Source organism: Halomonas marinisediminis (assembly GCF_004347715.1).
In the GTDB taxonomy this organism is placed as follows: Bacteria; Pseudomonadota; Gammaproteobacteria; order Pseudomonadales; family Halomonadaceae; genus Halomonas; species Halomonas icarae.
In genome coordinates this window covers 179660-200498 of sequence record NZ_SLTR01000001.1, presented here as the reverse complement: position 1 = coordinate 200498, position 20839 = coordinate 179660, and the positions used below count along the sequence as shown (strand labels likewise).

Below are 20839 nucleotides of genomic sequence, written 5' to 3'. Positions count from 1 at the left end.
CTTCAACGCAGCACCCGTTGTGGGTTGACCGGCTTGCCGCCGTGGCGAAGGTCGAACAGCAGATCATGGCGCTCGGTGGCGTTGCTGTAGCCCACGGTGCAGAGCGCCTCCCCACGCTTGACGGCCTGGCCATTCTCCACCAGCAGGCGATCGCAGAGGGCGTAGACGCTCTGCAGATTGTCGGGATGATGGACGATGACCACCTTGCCGAGCTGACGCATGCTGCCGGCATAACGCACCTCGCCGGAGGCGACGGCCTTGGCCCTGGCGTCACGCTCGGTAGCCAGCAGCATGGGCTGCAGGGTGCCGTGGCTGTCGGTGCCGTAGGCTCTGGCGATGCGGTAGTCATCCAGCGGCCAGGGCCAACGACGCGCCGAGCCTGGGAGCGCCCCAGGGTCTGGCAGGCTGGCCCGACGCGGGGCGCTCGGCTTGCTAGAGCTTGAGCTGCCACCGGAACGGGATGCCGTGCCGCGCGCGGATAGGGGGACCTGAATCAGCTGGCCAACTTTCAGCTGGGTGGGCCGTACACCGGGATTGGCCGACTGGATCTGCGAGGCTTGGGTTCCGAAGCGCCGGGCGATACGGGAGTAGGTATCACCGGGGCGCACCTGATAACGGTAGGGACCACGGTAGGGCGCGCGTTCGCGCTGGGTGGGCATCAGCAGTCGCTGACCAACCGCCAGGCGCCTGGCATTCACACCCGGATTGAAGCGCTGCAGTCGCTCCAAGGGGATGCCCGCGCGTTGTGCCAGGGTACCCAGGGTGTCACCCCGCTGCACGATGACCCAGCCACCGTTACGAGAGGCTTCCGCCGCGTCGCGTGTCACTCCGTCGGTCGACCGTGAGGCGCATCCGGTGAGTAGCAGCAGCGCGATCAGAAGCGCGAAAGCCGTTCGTCCTTTTGTTGCCAAAGCGCATTGATCCATGAGTGGAAGCGTTCCTTGTCGCTGGCGTTGTCCTGGTAGTTGCCGTCATGCATCCAGTCTGCGACCGGCAGGACACGGGTCTGCATCACGATACGACCCTCGCGACCGCACAGATAGCCCCAGAAGCTCGGGTTCGGGTTGTCGTAGTGAAGGGTAACATCGATGATGCCGGCGAGCTGATCGCCCAGCAGGTTGAGTACCTGAGCGACGCCCCCGGCACGAGGCCTCAGCAGGTGTCGGTAGGGTGATGCCTGGGCGGCCTGCTTGGCGGCTGTGAAGCGAGTACCCTCCACGAAGTTGAAGATGGCGATAGGCATTTCGTGGGCCCGCCGACACATGCGCTCCGTGGCCTCCTGGTCGCGACGGGCGAGATGAGGGTGACGGGCCCTCTGCTCGGCGGTCATGCGACGCATGAAGGGGTACTCAAGGGCCCACCAGGCCAGCCCCACGATCGGCACCCAGATCAGCTGCCGCTTGAGAAAGAAGCGTGGCATGGGGATGCGTCGATGCAACGCGAAGAAGAGCACGAAGATATCGGTCCAGCTGCGGTGATTGGAGAGCACCAACCAGCCCTGCCGACGGGAGAGGCCTTCCGGAATCTCGATCTCCAGGTTCGGTTTTAGCCAGTGCCGCATCCACCACAGGTTGAGGCCGATCCAGTTGAGGGCGATGGCGTTAAGCAACTTGAGCACTGCCAGGCGCAAGCGATGGCCCGGTGTCACCAGCTTGACCAGGGTCATCAGCAGCAGGGGAAGACCCCATAGCAGAGTGGTCAGGGTAAGCAACAGCAGGCTGACAATGCCCCTGAGGGTCGACATGCCGATCTCCATGCGTGGTCACGATAGTGACGGCAATGCTAAAGGATCATCCGTTGCCTGCCCAGCGCCGCCAGTAACCCCCGCTGTTCAGGGGGTGACATGGGGCTGTTCCGAGGCATTCTGGGTCTCGACGACGACCTCTTTCAGAGCCAGGGCGGCGGTGGAGAGTTCGCCGTGGGTCAGGATGCCCACGGCGCGTTCGATGACGGGGGCCTCCAGCGGTAGGCAACAAGCACCGAGCTCCTCCATCTGGACACGGCATAGCGAAGGAACGGCGCTGACGCCCAGTCCGCTGGCTACCATCCTGCCGACGGTAGCAAGCTGATGACTCTCGAAGGCGGTGGGTAGCGCCAGGCCTTCGGCCTCCAACTGCTGCTCCAGCAATCGCCGCACCATTGAGGGACGCTGCAGGGTAATAAAATCGTGGGTAAGCAACATCTCCCAGCGAAGCGTGGCGTGCCGGGCGAGCAGTGAGCGGGGCGGCACCACGGCCACGAAACGGTCGTTGAACAGGGGGGTAAAGGCGAGACTGCCCGTGGCCTCGGGTTCGAAGGCGATGCCGAGCTCTACCTGGCCGTTGCGTACCATGTCGATGACCTGCTCATTGATGACGTCATGAACGGTGACATTGATGCGGGGGTAACGTTGGCGAAACGCCATCAGAGCGGAGGGCAACAGGTTGCTGGCGAAGGAGGGCATGGCGGCGACCCCGAGACGCCCCAGCTGCAGGGTGAAGCGTTGGCGCATCAGCTCTTCGATGTTATCCCACTCGGCCAGTAGTCGCTTGGCCAACGGAACCAGTGATTCGCCTTCGGGTGTTAGCCGAACACTTCGCGTGGTGCGGGTCATCAGGCGTCCACCGAGGCTCTCCTCGAGGCCCTTGATTGCGAGGCTCAACGCTGGCTGGGAAAGATGCAGATGCTCGCAGGCCTGTGTAAAACTGAGGGTCTGAGCGACGGCCAGGAAGGCACGTAGCTGTTTGGCAGTCATGGGAGGGGTATCCGTGATGTCTATGCGACGAAGGTTGAACTAATAAGTCTTTGCGATCAAACGATAAAAAAAACAAACTTAACAAATATATGTTCTGGACCAACACTGGGTCACGAGTCTCCACAGACCCGCGATTCTTCCCGAGTACTTTTCAGTCACAACAAATGAGGCGCCCTATGGCCGGATTCGACAAGCGCGTTAACTCCTATGAAGAGGCGATGGCAGGCATCGAGAGCGGTATGACGGTCGCTGCCGGTGGTTTTGGCCTCTGCGGCATTCCCGAGAACCTGATTGCCGAGATCAGGCGTCGCGGTGTGAAGGACCTGACAGTGATCTCCAATAACTGCGGTGTCGATGGCTTCGGCCTGGGGTTGCTGCTCGAGGATAAGCAGATCTCGCGTATCTATGCCTCCTATGTCGGTGAGAATGCGTTGTTCGAACAGCAGATGCTCAATAATGAGATTGAGGTCATCCTCACACCTCAGGGCACCCTGGCCGAAAAGATGCGCGCCGGCGGCGCAGGCATCCCCGCCTTCTATACCGCCACGGGCTACGGCACGCCGATCGGTGAAGGCAAGGAGGTGCGCGAGTTCAATGGTCGTCCGCATATCCTCGAGGAGGCCTTTCACGCCGACTTCGCCATCATCAAGGGCTGGAAGGCTGACCGCTACGGCAACGTGGTCTACCGGGACACCGCTCAGAACTTCAACCCGCTCGCGGCCACCTGTGGGCGTATCACGGTGGTCGAGGTCGAGGAGATCGTCGAGCCGGGCGAGTTGAAGCCTGATCAGATTCACACCCCGGGGATCTACGTCGACCGTATCATTAAGGGCACCTTCGAGAAGCGCATCGAGAAGCGCACCGTTCGCGAAGCGTGACACCCTCGCAACGAGCGTTTATCACCGACCGTTTCTCATCGAATAAAGAGGCAACAAGATGGCACTGACTCGCGAACAGATGGCAATGCGCGTGGCGCGTGAGCTGGAAGATGGCTTCTACGTCAACCTCGGCATCGGCATTCCTACCCTGGTGGCCAACTATGTGCCCGACGGCATCGACGTGATGCTGCAGTCGGAAAATGGTCTGCTTGGCATGGGGCGCTTTCCCACCGAGGAGGAGGTCGACGCTGACATGATCAACGCTGGCAAGCAGACGGTGACGGCACGCCCCGGGGCGGCGATCTTCGACTCCGCGGAGTCCTTCGGCATGATCCGTGGCGGCCATGTCGACCTGACCGTGCTTGGCGCCTTCGAGGTCGACCAGAACGGCAATATTGCCTCCTGGATGATTCCCGGCAAGCTGATCAAGGGCATGGGCGGTGCGATGGACCTGGTGGCGGGCGCCGAAAATATCATCTGTACCATGACCCACGCTTCCAAGCATGGCGAGTCCAAGCTACTCGAAAGCTGCAACCTGCCGCTGACCGGCGCTGGCTGTATCAATCGCGTGCTGACCGATCTGGCCTATCTGGAGATCAAGGATGGGGCCTTCCATCTCAAGGAGCGTGCACCGGGTGTTAGCGTCGAGGAGATCAAGGAGTTGACGGCGGGCAAGCTGGTGGTGCCTGATCATGTGCCGGAAATGACCTTCGACTGAGGCTCTACCTGCCTGGAAACCACCGCGGCCCGGACTTCTTGAGTCCGGGCCGCGGTCGTTCAGGGGTGGTGATTAAATGACCATTGCATCAAGGGATTGATGGCCCGGGTCCCGGAAGAAGTGTTGCACAGCGTTATCCACAGAAATTGTGGATGGGGCTCAGGAGAGCTCACAGCGGGTGTGTTGGGGGAGCAGAAACTCCACCAGGCGCTCCTGCTGGGGGGGCACCGATTTCTCGACCAGCGCGATACCACCGGTCTCGACTCGATGCTCATCCCCCTCGGCGAAGGGCAGGCTGCGTGAACCGGAGGGATAAAACCGATAGTCAACCAGTGGCGAGATAGGGAAGAGACCATGATGACGATCGTCTGTGCCGGCAAAGCCGGCTTCTTCCATTCCACGGTGCAACTCGTCTAGCGGGGTACCGAGATGACGGCAGTCGTAGCCAACGTGATGCACACGAGGGCCGTTGATGGCGAGTATTGCCGCCAGAGGGTGGGCCTGATGAAGCGCCTGGTAGCGCTGCCACTCCGGCATTGGCCAGGGACGCCCTCGGCACAGGCGGTTGGGGCCGCGGTGAGCGGTGTCAGGCGCTCGTTCTACGAGCTCCTCGAGCAGTGCCCTTGGCCGTCTCGCCAGAGTGCCGATCTGGAGCTCGGCGACCGCCAACCAAGGCCCCTCCCGAGGCGGTGCCAGCAGATTGACGAGCAACCCTCGATCCGCCATGGCGTGGCGGTGGCGGATGCGAAAGCCGAAGTGTTCCAGGGATGGCAGTAGGGCTTCCATGCCGTGATGATGGTGATTGAGGGTCAGCAGGGCAAGGTATTCTGCCGAGGCGCCGGGGGGCCATAGGCGCAGCCCAGCGATCTCCGGATGTTGATGAATGAAATCCAGCCATAGCTGCTGAATGAATTCTGCCCTCTGCATCGAACCCGCTTCCCGTATCGGCATGACTGGCGGGAAGTATAGGCGTCACTGATGAGATGCCTTTCAACGCCTGGACCACGCTGGCCCTGTCGAGTTGGCTCAATGCGCTGGGGAAGTCGTCAGCATGCCGTGCTCACGCACGTAGTGATCGAACTCGGAAAATCCGCCGATTGGCGCGTCGTTCAGGAACACCTGTGGCACGGTATGCACGGTCTGGCCCACCTTGGCGCTGAGATCGGCCTTGGTCAGGCCATTGGAGGGCATATCGACATAGCGATAGCCCTCTATGGCATCACGCGACTCGAGGCGCTGGGCCAGGTCCTTGGCAAACACACAGAACGGGCAGCCTGGGCGGCCATAGATGGTCACGAACATCGAAACTCCTCGGCACTATTAGCGCGAACATGAATGAAGCAGGCTGCTATTGTCGTCGATTGATCTAGCCATGACCAATAGGTACCGGCAAGCCGAGCCATTGAGAGCGGCTATTGAGAATGGCTAGAGCGCCTATGCGGGTTGGCCATGACGAAGAGCCGTCTCTTATTTATGGCCCATTAAGTTCGCCGGCATCGGCACGCCGCAGTAGATCCCCCAGCTCGGCGTGGATGCCGGGGCTCGTGGCGAGCAGGTTCTCGCCATACAGGGCCTCCGGAATACCCTCGGGGCAGGGATAGAGGTGACCGACTCGAGCACCCGCCTCCCTGGCGATTAGCCAGCCCGCCGCGAAGTCCCAGGGGGAGACGCTCTCGTAGTAGGCATCCAGACGACCGCAGGCCACATCGCATAGATCGAGAGCCGCCGAGCCGTTGCGACGCACATCCTGGCACTGTTCCAGCACGGCGGCCAACCGGCGCATCAGCGGCGGTCGGCTATCACGTCGATGGGGGAATCCGGTGGCAACCAGGCTGTGGCTCAGCTCCTTGCGGCGGCTGGCACGGATCGGCCGAGCATTGCACCAGGCTCCCTCGCCTTGGATGGCGGTGAAGGTTTCGCCCAGGAAGGGAGCATGCACGACACCGACACGAAGCACTCCATCCTCCAGCCAGGCAATGGAGACGGCCACATGGGCCAGACCGTGGGCGAAGTTGACGGTGCCATCGATGGGATCGACGACCCATAGCGCTCCCTCGGCCGCCAGTTCGCTGCGGTCGGGGGAGAGCTCCTCGCTGAGACGAGCCTCCCCGGGGAAGATGGCATCCAGACGATCCCGTATATGGCGATCCACCGCGACGTCAATATCGGTTACCAGCTCCTCCCCAGCCTTGTATGACTGGCTGAAATTTCGCTCATGACGTGCCTTGCGGATCATCTCACCCGCCTCCCCGGCGATCTCCAGGGCATGCTGCAGGCGTTCGTCGTCGGTCATGGTGGACTACCTCGGCGTGAGTGGGTGGCTATCGGGGTGACGTTAGCCTAGCAATTCCATCGGCCCCGCGCCGACGCCTGGTTGGGCCCGATGGGCGCGTGCGCCTATACTGGCGCCGATTATCGACATGGAGAAACCCATGCATGCCCTGACGCCAGACCAGTATCAGCGCCTGCGGCGACTCGCCGAAGCCTGGACCGCCAGTCATCTGCGCGAGTCGAAGTCACTGCCCCAGTTCAATCCTCTGCTGGCCGCGGATGCCCTCTGCTTCCAGTGCTACCGCCTTCCCGAGCATGGCGAGCAGCTGGTCGGAGCCCTGGTCACGCCGGTCTCGCTATGGCTGGTGATGCTGCCTGAGCGAGCGAATGCCCCCCTGCCTGTCGCGGGTGAGCGCTGCACGCTGACATTGCCCTCCGGTCGCTATCCCATGGAGGCGGTCGAGCTGGGCGATGAGGTCGCCTGCTGGCGCCTGATACTGCTCGATGACCTGACCGATGTGGCCTCTCGTCAGGATGCCAGCCGCCTCGCCCAGCGGTTGATGGAGCGAGTCATGAGGAGCGATGAGAGTGCGCAGGCGCCATCGCAATCAGGTGCGTGATGGCAGGCGACTGAGGTGGCGCGGCCTACCCCGATCCCCTTATGCTGGTGGCTCCTGAAGAGCCCGTACCCCCAATGCCCATACATCGATCGAGCAAGGAGTTGCCCATGTCAATATCCGTCACCCCCCGCGTCGCCCTCGTTACCGGTACCAGTAGCGGTATCGGCGAGGCGGTGGTCCGTCACTTTTGTCGCCTGGGCCATCAGGTATTGGCGGTTGACTTCAACCCCGCGGGGCGAGAGGTGGCCGAAGAGGCGGGCGCGAGCTTCTTCCAGGCAGATCTGACCGATGGGGATGCCTGTCGGGCTGCCGTTGCCGAAGCGATCAAGCGCTTCGGTCGTGTGGATATCCTGGTCAACAATGCCGGCATTCAGCATGTCGCGCCGGTCGAGGAGTTTCCCGAGACGAAGTGGCGTCAGATCATCGATCTGATGTTGACGGCCCCCTTCCTGCTGAGCCAGGCCGCCTGGCCCTCCATGCGCGAGAGTGGCTGGGGGCGCATCATCAATATCGCTTCGGTACATGCTCAGGTGGCATCACCGGGCAAGTCAGCCTACATCAGCGCCAAGCACGGCATGATCGGCCTGACCAAGACCGCCGCCCTGGAGGGGGGGAGTCAGGGAATTACCGCCAATGCCATCTGTCCCGCCTATGTGAAGACCCCGCTGGTCGACAACCAGATCGCCGACCAGGCGAAGCTGCATGGCATGCAGGAGCAGGAGGTGATCGAGCAGATCATGCTCAAGAATGCCGCCGTCAAGCGCCTGATCGAACCCGACGAGGTGGCCGAGCTGGTGGCCTATCTGGCGTCAGACTCGGCCGGTGCCGTGACCGGTGCCAGCTGGAATATCGACCTGGGATGGACGGCACAATAACCGGGTTTCGCCGGGAGACGTAAGCTGTAGCGGGAAGGGAGTGTCCCCAAAGGGAGCTTACGGCTTATCGCCGCACCGGGCGCTTCTGCAGCTTGCGCTGCAGGGTGCGCCGATGCATCCCCAGGGCACGGGCGGTGGCGGAGATATTGCCGTCGTGCTCCTGGAGTACCTTCTGGATATGCTCCCAGGCGATGCGGTTGATGGAGGGGGGGTGGTCGGCCACCTCGATCTGCGGGTCGCCATCATCCTTCTCGAAGGCGGCCAGCACCTCGTCGGCATCGGCCGGCTTGCACAGGTAGTTGACCGCCCCCAGCTTGATCGCTTCCACGGCCGTGGCGATGCTGGAGTAGCCGGTGAGGATCACGATACGGCACTCCGGCACCACTTCCAGCAGTTCCGGGAGCAACTTGAGCCCGGACTCGTGCTCCAGCTTGAGATCCAGCGTGGCCAGTGCAGGGCGGTGCTGTCGCGCCAGGGAGAGGGCCTCCTGGGCGTCCCGAGCAACCACCACCTCGTAACCGCGTCGGGTCATGGCGCGGTCAAGCACATGGCAGAACATCTCGTCATCGTCGATGATCAGCAGGCGTAGGGGCGTCTCTTGCATGGAGTTCTCGCTCGGATGGTAGGTGGGGTCATTCGGTGCCTGCCGCGCGTGGCAGCATGACCTCGGTCAGGGTGCCACCCTCCGGGTGATTATAGAGGCTGACACCGCCGCCGAAACGGTTGATGGTGGCATGGGTCAGGAACAGGCCGATGCCCATTCCCTTGCTCTTGGTGGAGACAAAGGTCTCGCCCAGCTGGTCGGCGATGGAGAGGGCGACCCCGGGGCCGTGGTCGCGAATGTCGATGATCACCTCATCGTCATCCCAGTCGAGGCTGACCGCAATATCGTCCGGGTTGGCATCGGCGGCGTTGTTGAGCAGGTTGATCAGCGCCTGCTCGAGCGTGGTGTCGACGGCCAGCATGGGGCGGCTGCGGTGCTCCGCCACGCTCATCTGGTGGCTGACGTCGGGGCGCAGCACCAGCCAGCGCTGGACCACGCCACCCAGCCACACCTCGGCATCGGTAATCTGTGGCTTGCCCATGCGACGTCGGTCGGCACTCTCCACCAGCTGCTGGAGTCGTGACTTGCAGGTATCCACCTGCTGGCGCAGCAGCTCGATATCCTGCTGCAGTCTGGGGTGGTCATCTGCCTCCGCCTCCTCTCGCATTTCGGCAAGCAGCACCGCCATCGTAGAGAGGGGCGTGCCCAGCTCATGAGCGGTGCCGGCGGCCTGAGTGGCCACGGCGATCACCTGTTCATTGCGCAGCGCAGCCTCACGAGTGCGAGACAGCGCCTGCTCCCTGCGGCGCAACGCATGGGCCATGCGATAGATGAAGAAGGTCACCAGTCCCGCCGACAGGGCGAAGTTGAGCCACATGCCCAGCACATGCAGATTCAGCTCCCCACTGGAGCCGTACCCTCCTCCAAGCTGCGGGACGGGATGATAGAAGACCAGCAGGGCGCTGTAGCCCAGCATCGAGGTGGCGGCGATGATCCAGGCACAGCGCCAGGGCAGGGTGGCGGCGGCGATGGTGACCGGCACCAGGTAGTAGGTGATGAACGGATTGCTGGCACCGCCGGTGAAGTAGAACAGCAGCGTCAGCCCGCCAACATCGGCGAGAAGGTGGAGCAGGTATTCACCGTCGGTAACGTCGCGATGACGTCCCAGGCGCCACCAGGTCGCCAGGTTGATCAATGCCATCACCAGTATCACGCTGATCACCGCCGTGACCTCGAGCTCGAAGCCGAGCACCTCGACGCCGAAGATGATGGCAGCCAGAAACCCCGTCCACGTGATGCCGCGCACGATGGTCAGGCGAACCAGGTTGCGGTTGGGGGTTGATAATGGAAGAGGCTGGGCAGATTGCATGGACACTCCGGAGTGGGCTGGCCACGATGATACCCGATAGGCGTCGATGCTGTTTTGATCTCACCCGCTGTCACAGCCATGACGCAGGTAGGCCAGCCAGTAGACTCCGGCGACCAGCAGACTGCCACCGAGAATGTTGCCGACGGTAACCACCGCCAGATTGATGGCCGCACTGCTGAGCGACACCGCGTCGGGCGCTAGCCAAAACCCCATTGGCAGGAAGAACCAGTTGGCTACCGAGTGCTCGAAGCCCAACGCCACGAATGCGCTGACCGGCAGCAGAATGCTCAGAAATTTGTCGGTGACGGTATGTCCGCCCATCGCCAGCCATACCGCCAGGCAGACCAGCACGTTGCACAGAATGCCTCGGGCAAAGGCGGCGAGAGGGGAGAGCTCGGCTTTAACCAGAGCGATTCTGCTCAAGGTTTCGCCAAGGTCGCCCCCGCCGAGGCTCGCCAAGTCGGCCCCTATCGCCAGTATGACCGTGCCCAGACAGCCGATCACGTTGCCAAGGTAGACGAGCCACCAGTTACGCAGCAGTTCGCGTCCGCGGATTTCACCGCTCGCCCAGGCCATGGCGAGCAAGTTGTTTCCGGTGAACAGCTCGGCGCCGGCGATCACCACCAATACCAGCCCCAGACAGAAGGCGAGCCCGCCGAGCAGTCGAGTGACACCGAACCCCAACTCGCTTCCGGTGACCACCACGGCAAAGAACAATGCCCCCAGCGAGATGAAGGCTCCCGCTAATACCGCCAGAATCAGCAGGCTCAAGGGATTGGCGCGAGCCTTGGTGACACCCATTTGAGTCACCCTATGGGCAATCTCACGGGGTTGATAGGCGTCGCTGAACAAGGGGTCCTGATGCATGGTCGAGCCGCCTTGATGGTCGTGACGTGCTGTGACATTCACTATAGCGGGTCGCGGCTCGCCACGACGTGGCAGTGGTCACGCCATGCCGGTACAATTCCGCGACTAGCCTCACAACACGCCATCCTCCCTGCGCTCGGCGCGAGCGAGGGTGCGGATCAATCTGCGACGAGACGTAATGCCCAATCCCAATCAGGCCCGTGAAACCGAACTGCGACGCACGTTTGCCATTATCAGTCACCCGGATGCGGGTAAGACCACCATCACCGAGAAGATGCTGCTGTTTGGAAATGCCATCCAGATGGCGGGCTCGGTCAAGAGCAAACGCAACGACCGTCACGCGACCTCCGACTGGATGAAAATGGAGCAGGAGCGTGGCATCTCGGTGACCACCTCGGTGATGCAGTTCCCCTATGGGGGCCGTGTCGTCAACCTGCTCGATACGCCAGGGCACGAGGACTTTTCCGAGGACACCTACCGCACCCTGACCGCGGTGGACTCGGCGCTGATGGTGATCGACGGCGCCAAGGGCGTCGAGGCGCGCACCATCAAGCTGATGGAGGTGTGCCGCCTGCGTACCACGCCGATTCTCACCTTCATCAACAAGATGGACCGCGATATTCGTGATCCCATCGAGGTGATGGACGAGGTCGAGACGGTGCTCAATATCCAGTGTGCGCCGATGACCTGGCCCATCGGCATGGGTCGGCACTTCAAGGGGGTCTACCACCTCTACAACGATACGATCCATCTCTACACTCAGGGGCAGGGCAATCGTATTCCCGATGACAAGCGCATCGAGGGACTCGACAATCCCGAAGTGGATGAGTTGCTCGGCGAGGAGCAGGCCGAGGAGTTGCGAATGGAGGTGGAACTGGTACGCGGCGCCTCCCATGAGTTCGATCTGGAGGCCTATCGTCGTGGCGAGCTGTCGCCGGTCTACTTCGGTACCGCCATGGGCAACTTCGGGGTACGCGAGATGCTCGATGGCTTCGTCGAATATGCGCCGCCCCCCCAGCCCCGAGAAACCGACGCATGCACCGTCGAGGCAGACGACGGCCGCTTTACCGGTTTCGTGTTCAAGATCCAGGCCAACATGGATCCCAAGCACCGTGACCGTATCGCCTTCCTGCGTGTCTGTTCGGGGAAGTACGAGAAGAACATGAAGATGCGCCATGTACGCATCGGCAAGGACGTCAAGATTGCCGATGCACTGACCTTCATGGCCTCGGATCGCGCCCAGGTGGAGGAGGCCTGGCCGGGTGACATCATCGGTCTGCACAACCACGGCACCATCCAGATCGGTGATACCTTCACCCAGGGTGAGGATATGCGTTTCACCGGCATTCCTCATTTCGCCCCGGAGCTGTTCAAGCGTGTGCAGCTGAAGGACCCGCTGAAGATGAAGGCGTTGCAGAAGGGCCTGCAGCAGCTCTCCGAAGAGGGGGCGACCCAGGTCTTTATGCCGCTGGATAACAATAATCTGATTCTCGGTGCCGTGGGTACCCTGCAGTTCGACGTGGTCGCCCATCGCCTCAAGGAGGAGTACAAGGTCGACTGCGTCTACGAAGGGGTGAACGTCAATACCGCGCGCTGGGTCTACTGTGACGATGCAAAGAAACTCGAGGAGTTCAAGCGCAAGGCCAGTGCCAACCTGGCCATCGACGGCGGCGGTTACCTGACCTATATCGCCCCCACCCGGGTCAATCTGCAGATGACCCAGGAGCGCTGGCCCGAGATCCGCTTCCAGGCGACCCGGGAGCATTAAAGCGAGAAGCTAGCTCGCAGGGGACAGCAGGATAGTGCCAAGCCGAGCGGCGCTGGGGACAGCCCGAAGCGGAGGTCCTACGCCAGGGAAGGCGTCGGTAGCGTACAGGGAGGTATTCACAGCGCCTCCGCGAAGGGCAGGCCCCAGGTAAGCCGCGGACCGTTGCCACTTTAGCTGTGGAGCGCTACCCATGCTAATCGACGCTCACTGCCATCTCGACTTCCCCTCCTTCGACGCCGACCGCGACGCCGTGTTCGGGCGGGCGAGGTCCGCGGGGGTAGGGCATTTCGTGGTCCCCGGTACCATTCGAGCGCGCTGGGACGCGGTGCTGGCGCTGGGCGGGCGTGACGATGTCAGCGTCTGCCTGGGGTTGCATCCCTGCTTTATGGAGTCTCACCGTGACGCGGACCTCGATGCCCTGGCCAAGGCGCTGGATGACCACCCTCGGGTGGTGGGGATAGGGGAGTGCGGCATCGATGCCCGTTTCACCGAGACTCTCGAGACCCAGTGGAAGCTGTTCGATGCTCAGCTCAGGCTGGCCAAGGCGAGGAGGCTGCCGGTGGTGATTCACTGCGTGCAGGCCAACGATAAGGTAGCCAAGCGGCTTCGTCAGCTGGCGCTTCCCGTCGGTGGGCTGATTCACGCCTTCGCCGGCTCCCCCGAACAGGCGGGCCGATTCCTCGAGCTGGGATTCGTCGTCGGGCTGGGAGGAGCAGTCACCTTCGAGCGGGCCAAGCGTCTGCACCGGGCGGTCGGATCGTTGCCCGATGACGGCTATGTGCTGGAGACCGACAGCCCCGATATGCCGCTGGCCGGCCACCAGGGGCAGCGTAATGAACCCGCTGCCCTCGTTCAGGTGTGTCGTGCGGTGGCGGCGCTACGTAGCCAATCCCCGGAGTGCGTGGCGGCGAACAGTGCCGCCAATGCCCGCCGCCTGTTTCGGTTATAGGGTGGCCAGGATTTCCGGGTCCAGGCGTTCGACGGGGTAGGGGAGCTTCAGCAGCTTCAGCTTCTGTCCAGCCACACTCAGCGGGCCCATGTCCTCCTTGGTGCTCATCACCACCAGCACTTCGGCCTGGTCGTAGGCGTCACGCTCCGCCGCGAGCACCTCGCCCACCGACTTCTCGCGGCTATCCACTACCGGGCAGCCGATCTCGGGCAAAACCGCTCCCTCGAGCTGGCCGCGCATCGTCCGGCGCTTGACCTGCCCACGGAAGTGGGCACGTGCCACCACCTCCTGTCCGGTATAGCAGCCCTTCTTGAAGCTGATGCCGCCCAGCGCTTCCCAGTTGATCATCTGGGGCAGCAGGGCGTCGCGATGCTGGGCGGTCAGCCAGGCTAGGCCCGCTTGGATGTCGTGCAGGCACCAGACCGCGTTGTCTACGGGCGTGGCCTGGTCGACCAGCCGGCGCCAGATCTCGGTCGCGCGACTCGCAGGGAGTAGAGCCAGCAGCCTCTGGCGGGGGCCTGGATGAGCCAGCAGCTGAGTCTCGGCATCGCCTGACTGGTGCCAGATCGACGGTGGGGCGACCCCCAGACGTACCTCGGCCAGCGCGCCGGCCTCCTGGCCGACCAGGCCGATCAGGGCGAGATCCTGGCGCGTGGCCAGTTCGACCTTGTAGAAGACGGCGAACTTGCGCAGATGCTCCGCCAGGGAGTCGACCAGGTCACGATGCATTATCAGTCGGTAGTGCTCTTCTGCCACGCGCAGCAACTGGGCGTTGGCCAGCATGCGTCCCTTGGGGGTACAGAATACGGTCAGTGGTGCGAAGTCGCCGTCGACCAGAGCGAGTTGAGTGCTTGCCTGGCCCTGCAGGAACTTCTCGGCGTCAATACCTGTCACGTCGAGTACACCGAACTGTACAAGTGGTGTTACCACCGTACCATCCAGCGCCTGACGTGCGGGGTCCCGAGTGTCGAAGCGGATACGGTCATCGCTGAGCGGCTCTGCCTCCAGCGCGGAAATCCAGTCGTACATGTGGGCCTCATCGTGTCAGGGAAATATCGGAATACTCCAATACATTTGGGCAGGGAAGCGACATTGCAACCACTGCTGACCTGGAGGGGTCATGTTAGAATCCAGACGTTATTCACGCCAGGCAATCCAGGAGTCAGGTCATGGCCCATCAATCGCTGAGCTTCGAGGGCGTTACCGACGCCGATCAGGTTAACCGCATCACGACCGCGTTGATGATGCTCGACGGCGTCGAAAGCGCGGAAGTTGGACGTCACGGCGCCGAGGTGGAGGGGCGTGCCCGGCGCGAGGCGCTGATCAAGGCGGTCGAAGCGCTGAAACTTCCGATCCGGGTCAAATGAGCAGGGAGCCATAGGCATGAAGAAGACCATTGAGATTCAGAGCATACGCAACCATATCTTTCGACAGAGGGTCGAGCTCGATGGCTTCGAGGAGCTGTTCGTCGACGTGCCGCAGGCCTATGGTGGCGAGGGAACGGCTCCCGATCCTCATGACTACTTCGACCTGTCACTGGGTGCCTGCAAGGCGATCACCTCGCTGATGTATGCCCGGCGCAAGGCGTGGCCCCTCGAGGGAATCAGCGTCAAGGTGCACCGAGATGACAGCCAGGAGCGCCAGGGCACCTATCGGCTCGATGTCGAGATGCAGTTTCATGGCATCATCGACCCCGAGCAGGTCGCTCGGCTCGAGGAGATCAGCCACAAGTGCCCCATCCACCGGCTGATGACCAGCTCCACCGTGGAAGTGAGCACCCGCGCCGTGACCCCGGCCTGATATCCGGGTCATCCATCTAACGCCGGCTGTGCAAGGCGCCGAACCAACCCGGAGAGAGCATGAGCAAGCCCTTTCGCCTCGCCTCGAAGTTTCAGCCCGCCGGCGATCAGCCGGCGGCCATTGATGCTCTGGTAGGAGGTCTTGAGGCGGGGTTGGCCCATCAGACCCTGCTTGGGGTCACGGGATCCGGCAAGACCTTCACCATGGCCAATGTTGTCGAGCGGCTGCAGCGCCCGACCATCGTCATGGCGCCCAACAAGACCCTGGCGGCCCAGCTCTATGGCGAATTCAAGGCCTTCTTTCCTGACAACGCCGTGGAGTACTTCGTCTCCTATTACGACTACTATCAGCCCGAGGCCTACGTACCCTCCTCGGATACCTTTATCGAGAAGGATGCCTCGATCAACGACCATATCGAGCAGATGCGGCTCTCCGCCACCAAGGCCCTGCTCGAGCGTCGTGATGCATTGATCGTGGTCTCGGTATCGGCGATCTACGGCCTGGGCGACCCCGACCAGTATCTCAAGATGCGCCTGCACTTCACCCGAGGTGAGCTGATCGATCAGCGCAAGTTCCTGCGTCGCCTGGCCGAACTGCAATACACGCGCAACGACCTCGATTTCAAGCGCGGTACCTATCGAGTGCGCGGCGACGTTATCGATGTCTTTCCGGCGGATGCCGAGGATGAGGCGGTGCGCGTCGAGCTGTTCGACGACGAGATCGATTCGATTCGTCTCTTCGACCCGCTGACCGGCGAGGTGCGTGGCCAGCTGCCACGCATGACCATCTACCCCAAGTCCCATTATGTGACGCCCAGAGAGACCATCCTGGGGGCCATCGACCAGATCAAGGCCGAGCTCGCCGAGCGCCTCGAGTGGCTGAGAAAGCATGAGCGACTGGTGGAGGCCCAGCGCCTGGAGCAGCGTACCCTGTACGACATCGAGATGATGCTGGAGCTCGGCTACTGCAATGGCATCGAGAACTACTCCCGCTATCTGTCGGGCCGCAATCCCGGGGAGCCGCCGCCCACCTTCTTCGACTATCTTCCCGATGACTCTCTGCTGCTTATTGATGAGAGTCACGTCAGCGTTCCCCAGGTCGGGGGCATGTACAAGGGCGATCGCTCGCGCAAGGAGACCCTGGTGGAGTACGGCTTTCGCCTGCCCTCCGCCCTCGACAACCGCCCCATGAAGTTCGAGGAGTGGGAGGCCATCTCGCCCCAGACCATCTTCGTGTCGGCGACACCGGGCCCCTATGAGGCCGAGCACGCCGGGAGTGTCGTTGAGCAGGTGGTGCGCCCCACCGGCCTGCTCGACCCCGAGCTGGAGGTGCGCCCGGCCACTACCCAGGTGGACGACCTGCTTTCCGAGATCCAGCTGCGTGCCGCCGCCGGCGAGAGGGTGCTGGTCACGACCCTGACCAAGCGCATGGCCGAGGATCTCACCGAGTACTTGGATGAACATGGCGTGCGCGTGCGCTACCTGCACTCGGATATCGATACCGTGGAGCGGGTGGAGATCATTCGCGACCTGCGCCTGGGCAAGTTCGACGTGCTGGTCGGTATCAACCTGTTGCGCGAGGGCCTGGACATTCCGGAGGTCTCCCTGGTGGCGATCCTGGATGCCGACAAGGAGGGGTTCCTGCGCAACGAACGGTCGCTGATCCAGACCATCGGGCGGGCGGCACGCAACGCCAATGGTCGCGCCATTCTTTACGCTGACAGGGTCACCGACTCCATGCGTCGCGCCATGCAGGAAACGGAGCGGCGTCGTGCCAAGCAGATCGCCTTCAACGAGGAGCACGGGATTACGCCCCAAACGGTGACCCGCTCGGTGGCGGATATTCTCGAGGCGGCCCAGACTCCCGGCAAGAAGGGCAAGGGACGTCGCGGTGAGCGCAAGGTTGCCGAATCGGCGGCCGTGTATGATCCCGCCGAGCTCTCGCCACAGGAGTTGTTGCGTGAACTGACGCGGGTGGAGGATGCGATGTTCGAGGCCGCTCAGAACCTCGAGTTCGAGGAGGCCGCGCGTCTACGCGACCGGCTGAATGATCTGAAGGAACGCCAGCTCGCCCTGGGCTAGGGCACCAGAGCAGTGCCCGGCTCCCCCCAAAGCGATGGGCTGGAAGCTAGGGGGGGATTTCCAGATTTATACCGTTAACTAAATTCGGTATAAATAGATAATTGCCTGATGTGCCGGTAATGTCGGCAGGGGATGGGGTAGGGTATAATGCTCGCGTTTCAGCCCGCTTACCGGCAGTGATATAGCGCCGGGGTGCGGGCATGCCGACAAGCCGAGGAGCTTCTTGCCCATGACCGTGATTCGTCAGGATGACCTGATCCAGAGCGTTGCCGATGCGCTGCAGTATATCTCCTACTACCACCCCAAGGATTTCATCGATGCCATGGCCCAGGCCTATGAGCGCGAGGAGAATCCTGCGGCCAAGGATGCCATCGCCCAGATCCTGATCAACTCGCGCATGTGCGCCATGGGACACCGTCCTATCTGCCAGGACACCGGCATCGTCACCGTCTTCCTGCATGTGGGCATGAATGTTCGCTGGGAAGCCGAGATGAGCCTCGATGACATGGTCAACGAGGGCGTCCGTCGCGCCTACCAGCTCCCCGATAACGTGCTGCGCGCCTCGGTCCTGGCCGATCCTGACGGCACCCGCCGCAATACCGGCGACAACACGCCGGCGATCATTCATCACAAGATTGTGCCGGGGGATCGCGTCGATGTGCATGTGGCCGCCAAGGGCGGGGGTAGCGAAGCGAAGTCCAAGTTCGCCATGCTCAACCCGTCCGACAGTGTGGTCGACTGGGTCATGGAGCAGCTGCCCAAGATGGGGGCAGGGTGGTGCCCACCGGGAATGCTCGGCATTGGCATCGGCGGCACCGCGGAGAAGGCGATGGAGATTGCCAAGGAGGCGCTTCTCGACCCCATCGATATCCAGGAGTTGCAGGCCCGTGGTGCCGCCAACCGTGCCGAGGAGCTACGCCTTGAGCTGTTCGATCGCGTCAATCGGAGTGGCATCGGCGCCCAGGGGCTGGGTGGCCTGACCACGGTGCTGGACATCAAGGTCAAGGATTACCCCACCCACGCGGCCAACAAGCCAGTGGCCATCATTCCCAACTGCGCCGCGACTCGCCACGCCCACTTTACCCTGGATGGCAGCGGTCCGGCCTCACTGCCGGCGCCGAAGCTAGAGGACTGGCCCGAGGTCACGCGGGAGGCAGGGGATAACGTCAGGCGTGTCGACCTCGACAACATCACACCGGAAGAAGTGCAGACCTGGCAGCCGGGTGACACCCTGCTGCTAAACGGCAAGCTGCTCACCGGTCGTGACGCGGCACACAAGCGCATGGTCGACATGATCGCCAAGGGTGAGCCACTGCCCGTGGACATGAAGGGTCGCTTCATCTACTACGTTGGGCCGGTGGACCCGGTTGGCGACGAGGTGGTGGGACCGGCCGGCCCCACCACCGCCACCCGCATGGACAAGTTCACACGCACCATGCTCGAGGAGACCGGCCTGATGGGCATGGTCGGCAAGGCCGAACGCGGTGAAGCCGCCATCGAGGCCATCCGCGACAACAAGGCGGTCTACCTGATGGCAGTGGGGGGCTCCGCCTATCTGGTGGCTCAAGCGATCAAGAAGGCTCGCGTGGTGGGTTTCGAGGACCTTGGCATGGAGGCCATCTATGAGTTCGAGGTGGAGGACATGCCGGTGACCGTCGCGGTCGACAGCCAGGGCACCTCGGTCCATCAGACGGGGCCCGCCAAGTGGAAGGAGATCATCGCCGAGCGCGCCTGAGGCCTGACGATGGATCCTGGCGGCCCTGCCTCTTGGCGGGGCCGCCGTCGTTTGGGTATGCTGACCCCCCACAAGGTGTTGCGGGAATCTCCCTCGCGAAGGCGTGGGCTCGTGCCATCATGGCCGGCGCAGCCGGTGACGAGAGTGTCTGCAGGGAGAGTTCATGACGTCCTGGCTGTTCGGGCTGGTAATCTTCACCTTTTACATGGCGGGTATCGTCTCGGCGGTACTGGCGCTGCTCTCCAGTCGCACCTCCCAGGGCGCCATCGCCTGGATCCTCTCGCTTATCACGCTTCCCTACCTGGCGGTCCCCGCCTACTGGATCTTCGGCCAGCCGCGCTTCTATGGCTATGTCACCGCCCGGGGAGAGCGCGACAGCGTATTGCGCCGTGTGCTGGCACGCTACCGTTCGCATGTCGATCCCTATCTGACCGATACTCCGGATCCCGATGTACGTGCCGTGGAACAGCTGGCCCAGATGCCGCTGACCAGTGGCAATCGCGCCGAGCTTCTGGTCGATGGTCAAGCGACGTTCGACAGCCTGTTCGCCGGTATCGATAGGGCCGAGGAGTACGTGCTGGTGCAGTTCTTCATCGTGCGCAACGATGCCTTGGGTTTGCGGCTCAAGGAGTGCCTGCGGCGCGCCGTGGAACGTAGCGTTCGGGTCTATTTTCTGTACGACAAGATAGGTAGCCACAAGCTGAATGAGGGCTATCTGCGTGATCTAGCCGAGGCGGGGATCGAAGTCTACGCCTTTCGCTCATCGCGTGGCCTTCGTCATCGATTCCAGATCAACTTCCGCAACCACCGCAAGGTCTTGGTGGTGGATGGAAAGGAGGGCTGGGTCGGCGGTTTCAATGTCGGCATCGAATACCTGGGACAGCATCCACGACACGGTCCATGGCGTGACACCCATCTCAAGCTTACCGGCCCTAGCGTGCTGGGACTGCAGGAGGCGTTCTGGGAGGACTGGCACTGGGCGACCGGTGAACTGATCAATCTCTCCTGGATACCGACCACCATCTGCGAGGAGTGCCATGATGTGGTGATCGTGCCCTCGGGGCCGGCGGATACGCAAGATACCGCTAGCTTGTTGGTCCAGCACGCCATCCACAGCGCAAGAGAGCGCTTCTGGGTCACCAGTCCCTATTTCGTGCCCGACCAGAGCGTGCAGGACGCACTGCGCCTGGCGGCCATGCGCGGTGTGGACGTCCGAATCATGATCCCCGAGCGCCCCGACCATCTGCTGGTGTTCCTGTCCGCCTTCTCCTTTCTGCCGGACATGCTACGTGCCGGCGTCAGGGTCTATCGCTACCAGCCCGGCTTCCTGCATCAGAAGGTGATGTTGATCGATCAGGCGGCGGCCAGCGTCGGCACGGTTAATCTAGACAACCGCTCCTTCCGGCTCAACTTCGAGATCACGGCCTTCCTTCCGGATCGCCACTTTGCCGCCCAGGTTGAGCGGATGCTCGAGGAGGATTTCAGTCACTGCCGGGAGATCAGCGTCGAGGAGGTTACCTCGCGGCCACTATGGCGCAAGCTGATGTCCAGGGCTGCCTACCTGATGGCGCCAATACAGTGATATATTAATTACTTGCGGTGATCGGCAAGCCCGGTCGTTACCCTCATC

At 62.5% G+C, this 20839-nt stretch carries 21 protein-coding genes; 11 read left to right on the top strand and 10 right to left on the bottom strand.

The window, feature by feature from the left end; translation table 11 throughout:
- Nucleotides 1-2: 2 nt before the first annotated feature.
- From E0702_RS00980 to E0702_RS00970, 3 genes are all read right to left on the bottom strand, one after another.
- The gene (locus E0702_RS00980) at nt 3-926 is read right to left on the bottom strand and encodes a M23 family metallopeptidase (protein ID WP_132041097.1); all 924 of its coding nucleotides are present in this window, start codon (nt 924-926) and stop codon (nt 3-5) included.
- Nucleotides 875-1744: an acyltransferase gene (locus E0702_RS00975; protein ID WP_132041096.1), complete on the bottom strand. Its 870-nt coding sequence runs from the start codon at nt 1742-1744 to the stop codon at nt 875-877. The genes E0702_RS00980 and E0702_RS00975 overlap by 52 nt, the downstream gene beginning before the upstream one ends.
- Nucleotides 1745-1831: 87 nt before the next feature.
- Complete coding sequence (locus tag E0702_RS00970) at nt 1832-2734, bottom strand: LysR family transcriptional regulator (protein WP_132041095.1); 903 nt, start codon at nt 2732-2734, stop codon at nt 1832-1834.
- Nucleotides 2735-2910: 176 nt separating this feature from the next.
- Here E0702_RS00970 and E0702_RS00965 point away from each other — a divergent pair, with 176 nt between their 5' ends.
- Nucleotides 2911-3612 (top strand): CoA transferase subunit A, encoded by a 702-nt coding sequence (locus E0702_RS00965; protein ID WP_132041094.1) that lies wholly within the window; start codon nt 2911-2913, stop codon nt 3610-3612.
- A 58-nt stretch (nt 3613-3670) separates the two neighbouring features.
- Nucleotides 3671-4330, top strand: coding sequence for a CoA transferase subunit B (locus E0702_RS00960; protein WP_132041093.1), 660 nt, complete (start codon nt 3671-3673; stop codon nt 4328-4330).
- A 159-nt stretch (nt 4331-4489) separates the two neighbouring features.
- On the opposite strand, the gene E0702_RS00955 is transcribed toward E0702_RS00960, so the two are convergent.
- The 3 genes from E0702_RS00955 to E0702_RS00945 form a co-directional block, all read right to left on the bottom strand.
- Nucleotides 4490-5257, bottom strand: coding sequence for a DUF1338 domain-containing protein (locus E0702_RS00955; RefSeq protein WP_132041092.1), 768 nt, complete (start codon nt 5255-5257; stop codon nt 4490-4492).
- 99 nt (nt 5258-5356) lie between these two features.
- Nucleotides 5357-5632, bottom strand: a complete 276-nt coding sequence (locus tag E0702_RS00950) for a GrxA family glutaredoxin (protein ID WP_132041091.1) — start codon at nt 5630-5632, stop codon at nt 5357-5359.
- Between the two features lie 169 nt (nt 5633-5801).
- On the bottom strand, nt 5802-6623 hold the full coding sequence (locus E0702_RS00945) for an inositol monophosphatase family protein (protein WP_132041090.1): 822 nt from the start codon (nt 6621-6623) through the stop codon (nt 5802-5804).
- Between the two features lie 139 nt (nt 6624-6762).
- Between E0702_RS00945 and hybE the strand changes: the two genes are divergently transcribed.
- Nucleotides 6763-7221, top strand: coding sequence for a [NiFe]-hydrogenase assembly chaperone HybE (gene hybE, locus E0702_RS00940; RefSeq protein ID WP_165927457.1), 459 nt, complete (start codon nt 6763-6765; stop codon nt 7219-7221).
- 107 nt (nt 7222-7328) lie between these two features.
- Nucleotides 7329-8096, top strand: coding sequence for a 3-hydroxybutyrate dehydrogenase (locus E0702_RS00935; protein WP_132041088.1), 768 nt, complete (start codon nt 7329-7331; stop codon nt 8094-8096).
- Between the two features lie 64 nt (nt 8097-8160).
- Here E0702_RS00935 and E0702_RS00930 read toward each other — a convergent pair whose 3' ends face one another.
- The 3 genes from E0702_RS00930 to E0702_RS00920 are packed head-to-tail and all read right to left on the bottom strand — an operon-like array spanning nt 8161 to nt 10876.
- Nucleotides 8161-8700: a response regulator transcription factor gene (locus tag E0702_RS00930; RefSeq protein ID WP_132041087.1), complete on the bottom strand. Its 540-nt coding sequence runs from the start codon at nt 8698-8700 to the stop codon at nt 8161-8163.
- A 28-nt stretch (nt 8701-8728) separates the two neighbouring features.
- The gene (locus tag E0702_RS00925; RefSeq protein ID WP_132041086.1) at nt 8729-10009 is read right to left on the bottom strand and encodes an ATP-binding protein; all 1281 of its coding nucleotides are present in this window, start codon (nt 10007-10009) and stop codon (nt 8729-8731) included.
- Nucleotides 10010-10069: 60 nt separating this feature from the next.
- A complete protein-coding gene (locus E0702_RS00920; RefSeq protein WP_132041085.1) occupies nt 10070-10876 on the bottom strand; it encodes a formate/nitrite transporter family protein in 807 nt (268 codons plus the stop codon).
- 178 nt (nt 10877-11054) lie between these two features.
- Between E0702_RS00920 and E0702_RS00915 the strand changes: the two genes are divergently transcribed.
- A complete protein-coding gene (locus tag E0702_RS00915) occupies nt 11055-12644 on the top strand; it encodes a peptide chain release factor 3 (protein WP_132041084.1) in 1590 nt (529 codons plus the stop codon).
- A gap of 190 nt (nt 12645-12834) precedes the next feature.
- Complete coding sequence (locus tag E0702_RS00910) at nt 12835-13593, top strand: TatD family hydrolase (RefSeq protein WP_132041083.1); 759 nt, start codon at nt 12835-12837, stop codon at nt 13591-13593.
- Here E0702_RS00910 and ygfZ read toward each other — a convergent pair.
- The gene (ygfZ, locus tag E0702_RS00905) at nt 13588-14622 is read right to left on the bottom strand and encodes a CAF17-like 4Fe-4S cluster assembly/insertion protein YgfZ (protein WP_132041082.1); all 1035 of its coding nucleotides are present in this window, start codon (nt 14620-14622) and stop codon (nt 13588-13590) included. The genes E0702_RS00910 and ygfZ overlap by 6 nt on opposite strands.
- Before the next feature lie 140 nt (nt 14623-14762).
- Between ygfZ and E0702_RS00900 the strand changes: the two genes are divergently transcribed.
- The 5 genes from E0702_RS00900 (at nt 14763) to cls (ending at nt 20791) form a co-directional block, all read left to right on the top strand.
- Nucleotides 14763-14960 carry a hypothetical protein gene (locus tag E0702_RS00900; protein WP_132041081.1) on the top strand — a complete coding sequence of 66 codons (198 nt, stop codon included), beginning with the start codon at nt 14763-14765 and terminating at the stop codon, nt 14958-14960.
- Between the two features lie 16 nt (nt 14961-14976).
- On the top strand, nt 14977-15393 hold the full coding sequence (locus E0702_RS00895) for an OsmC family protein (protein ID WP_132041080.1): 417 nt from the start codon (nt 14977-14979) through the stop codon (nt 15391-15393).
- Nucleotides 15394-15452: 59 nt separating this feature from the next.
- The gene (uvrB, locus tag E0702_RS00890) at nt 15453-17474 is read left to right on the top strand and encodes an excinuclease ABC subunit UvrB (RefSeq protein WP_132041079.1); all 2022 of its coding nucleotides are present in this window, start codon (nt 15453-15455) and stop codon (nt 17472-17474) included.
- A gap of 229 nt (nt 17475-17703) precedes the next feature.
- Complete coding sequence (locus E0702_RS00885; RefSeq protein WP_132041078.1) at nt 17704-19209, top strand: fumarate hydratase; 1506 nt, start codon at nt 17704-17706, stop codon at nt 19207-19209.
- Between the two features lie 163 nt (nt 19210-19372).
- Nucleotides 19373-20791, top strand: a complete 1419-nt coding sequence (gene cls / locus E0702_RS00880; RefSeq protein ID WP_132041077.1) for a cardiolipin synthase — start codon at nt 19373-19375, stop codon at nt 20789-20791.
- Nucleotides 20792-20839 lie beyond the last annotated feature (48 nt).

Bases quoted from the DNA above. Each gene is read 5' to 3' on its own strand.
- ygfZ (WP_132041082.1), bottom strand. From the start codon at position 14,622: ATGTACGACTGGATTTCCGCGCTGGAGGCAGAGCCGCTCAGCGATGAC.
- E0702_RS00900 (WP_132041081.1), top strand. From the start codon at position 14,763: ATGGCCCATCAATCGCTGAGCTTCGAGGGCGTTACCGACGCCGATCAG.
- E0702_RS00965 (WP_132041094.1), top strand. From the start codon at position 2,911: ATGGCCGGATTCGACAAGCGCGTTAACTCCTATGAAGAGGCGATGGCA.
- E0702_RS00980 (WP_132041097.1), bottom strand. From the start codon at position 926: ATGGATCAATGCGCTTTGGCAACAAAAGGACGAACGGCTTTCGCGCTT.
- E0702_RS00970 (WP_132041095.1), bottom strand. From the start codon at position 2,734: ATGACTGCCAAACAGCTACGTGCCTTCCTGGCCGTCGCTCAGACCCTC.
- cls (WP_132041077.1), top strand. From the start codon at position 19,373: ATGACGTCCTGGCTGTTCGGGCTGGTAATCTTCACCTTTTACATGGCG.
- E0702_RS00975 (WP_132041096.1), bottom strand. From the start codon at position 1,744: ATGTCGACCCTCAGGGGCATTGTCAGCCTGCTGTTGCTTACCCTGACC.
- E0702_RS00950 (WP_132041091.1), bottom strand. From the start codon at position 5,632: ATGTTCGTGACCATCTATGGCCGCCCAGGCTGCCCGTTCTGTGTGTTT.
- E0702_RS00925 (WP_132041086.1), bottom strand. From the start codon at position 10,009: ATGCAATCTGCCCAGCCTCTTCCATTATCAACCCCCAACCGCAACCTG.
- E0702_RS00935 (WP_132041088.1), top strand. From the start codon at position 7,329: ATGTCAATATCCGTCACCCCCCGCGTCGCCCTCGTTACCGGTACCAGT.
- E0702_RS00960 (WP_132041093.1), top strand. From the start codon at position 3,671: ATGGCACTGACTCGCGAACAGATGGCAATGCGCGTGGCGCGTGAGCTG.
- E0702_RS00885 (WP_132041078.1), top strand. From the start codon at position 17,704: ATGACCGTGATTCGTCAGGATGACCTGATCCAGAGCGTTGCCGATGCG.
- E0702_RS00930 (WP_132041087.1), bottom strand. From the start codon at position 8,700: ATGCAAGAGACGCCCCTACGCCTGCTGATCATCGACGATGACGAGATG.
- E0702_RS00920 (WP_132041085.1), bottom strand. From the start codon at position 10,876: ATGCATCAGGACCCCTTGTTCAGCGACGCCTATCAACCCCGTGAGATT.
- E0702_RS00955 (WP_132041092.1), bottom strand. From the start codon at position 5,257: ATGCAGAGGGCAGAATTCATTCAGCAGCTATGGCTGGATTTCATTCAT.
- uvrB (WP_132041079.1), top strand. From the start codon at position 15,453: ATGAGCAAGCCCTTTCGCCTCGCCTCGAAGTTTCAGCCCGCCGGCGAT.
- hybE (WP_165927457.1), top strand. From the start codon at position 6,763: ATGCATGCCCTGACGCCAGACCAGTATCAGCGCCTGCGGCGACTCGCC.
- E0702_RS00915 (WP_132041084.1), top strand. From the start codon at position 11,055: ATGCCCAATCCCAATCAGGCCCGTGAAACCGAACTGCGACGCACGTTT.
- E0702_RS00910 (WP_132041083.1), top strand. From the start codon at position 12,835: ATGCTAATCGACGCTCACTGCCATCTCGACTTCCCCTCCTTCGACGCC.
- E0702_RS00945 (WP_132041090.1), bottom strand. From the start codon at position 6,623: ATGACCGACGACGAACGCCTGCAGCATGCCCTGGAGATCGCCGGGGAG.
- E0702_RS00895 (WP_132041080.1), top strand. From the start codon at position 14,977: ATGAAGAAGACCATTGAGATTCAGAGCATACGCAACCATATCTTTCGA.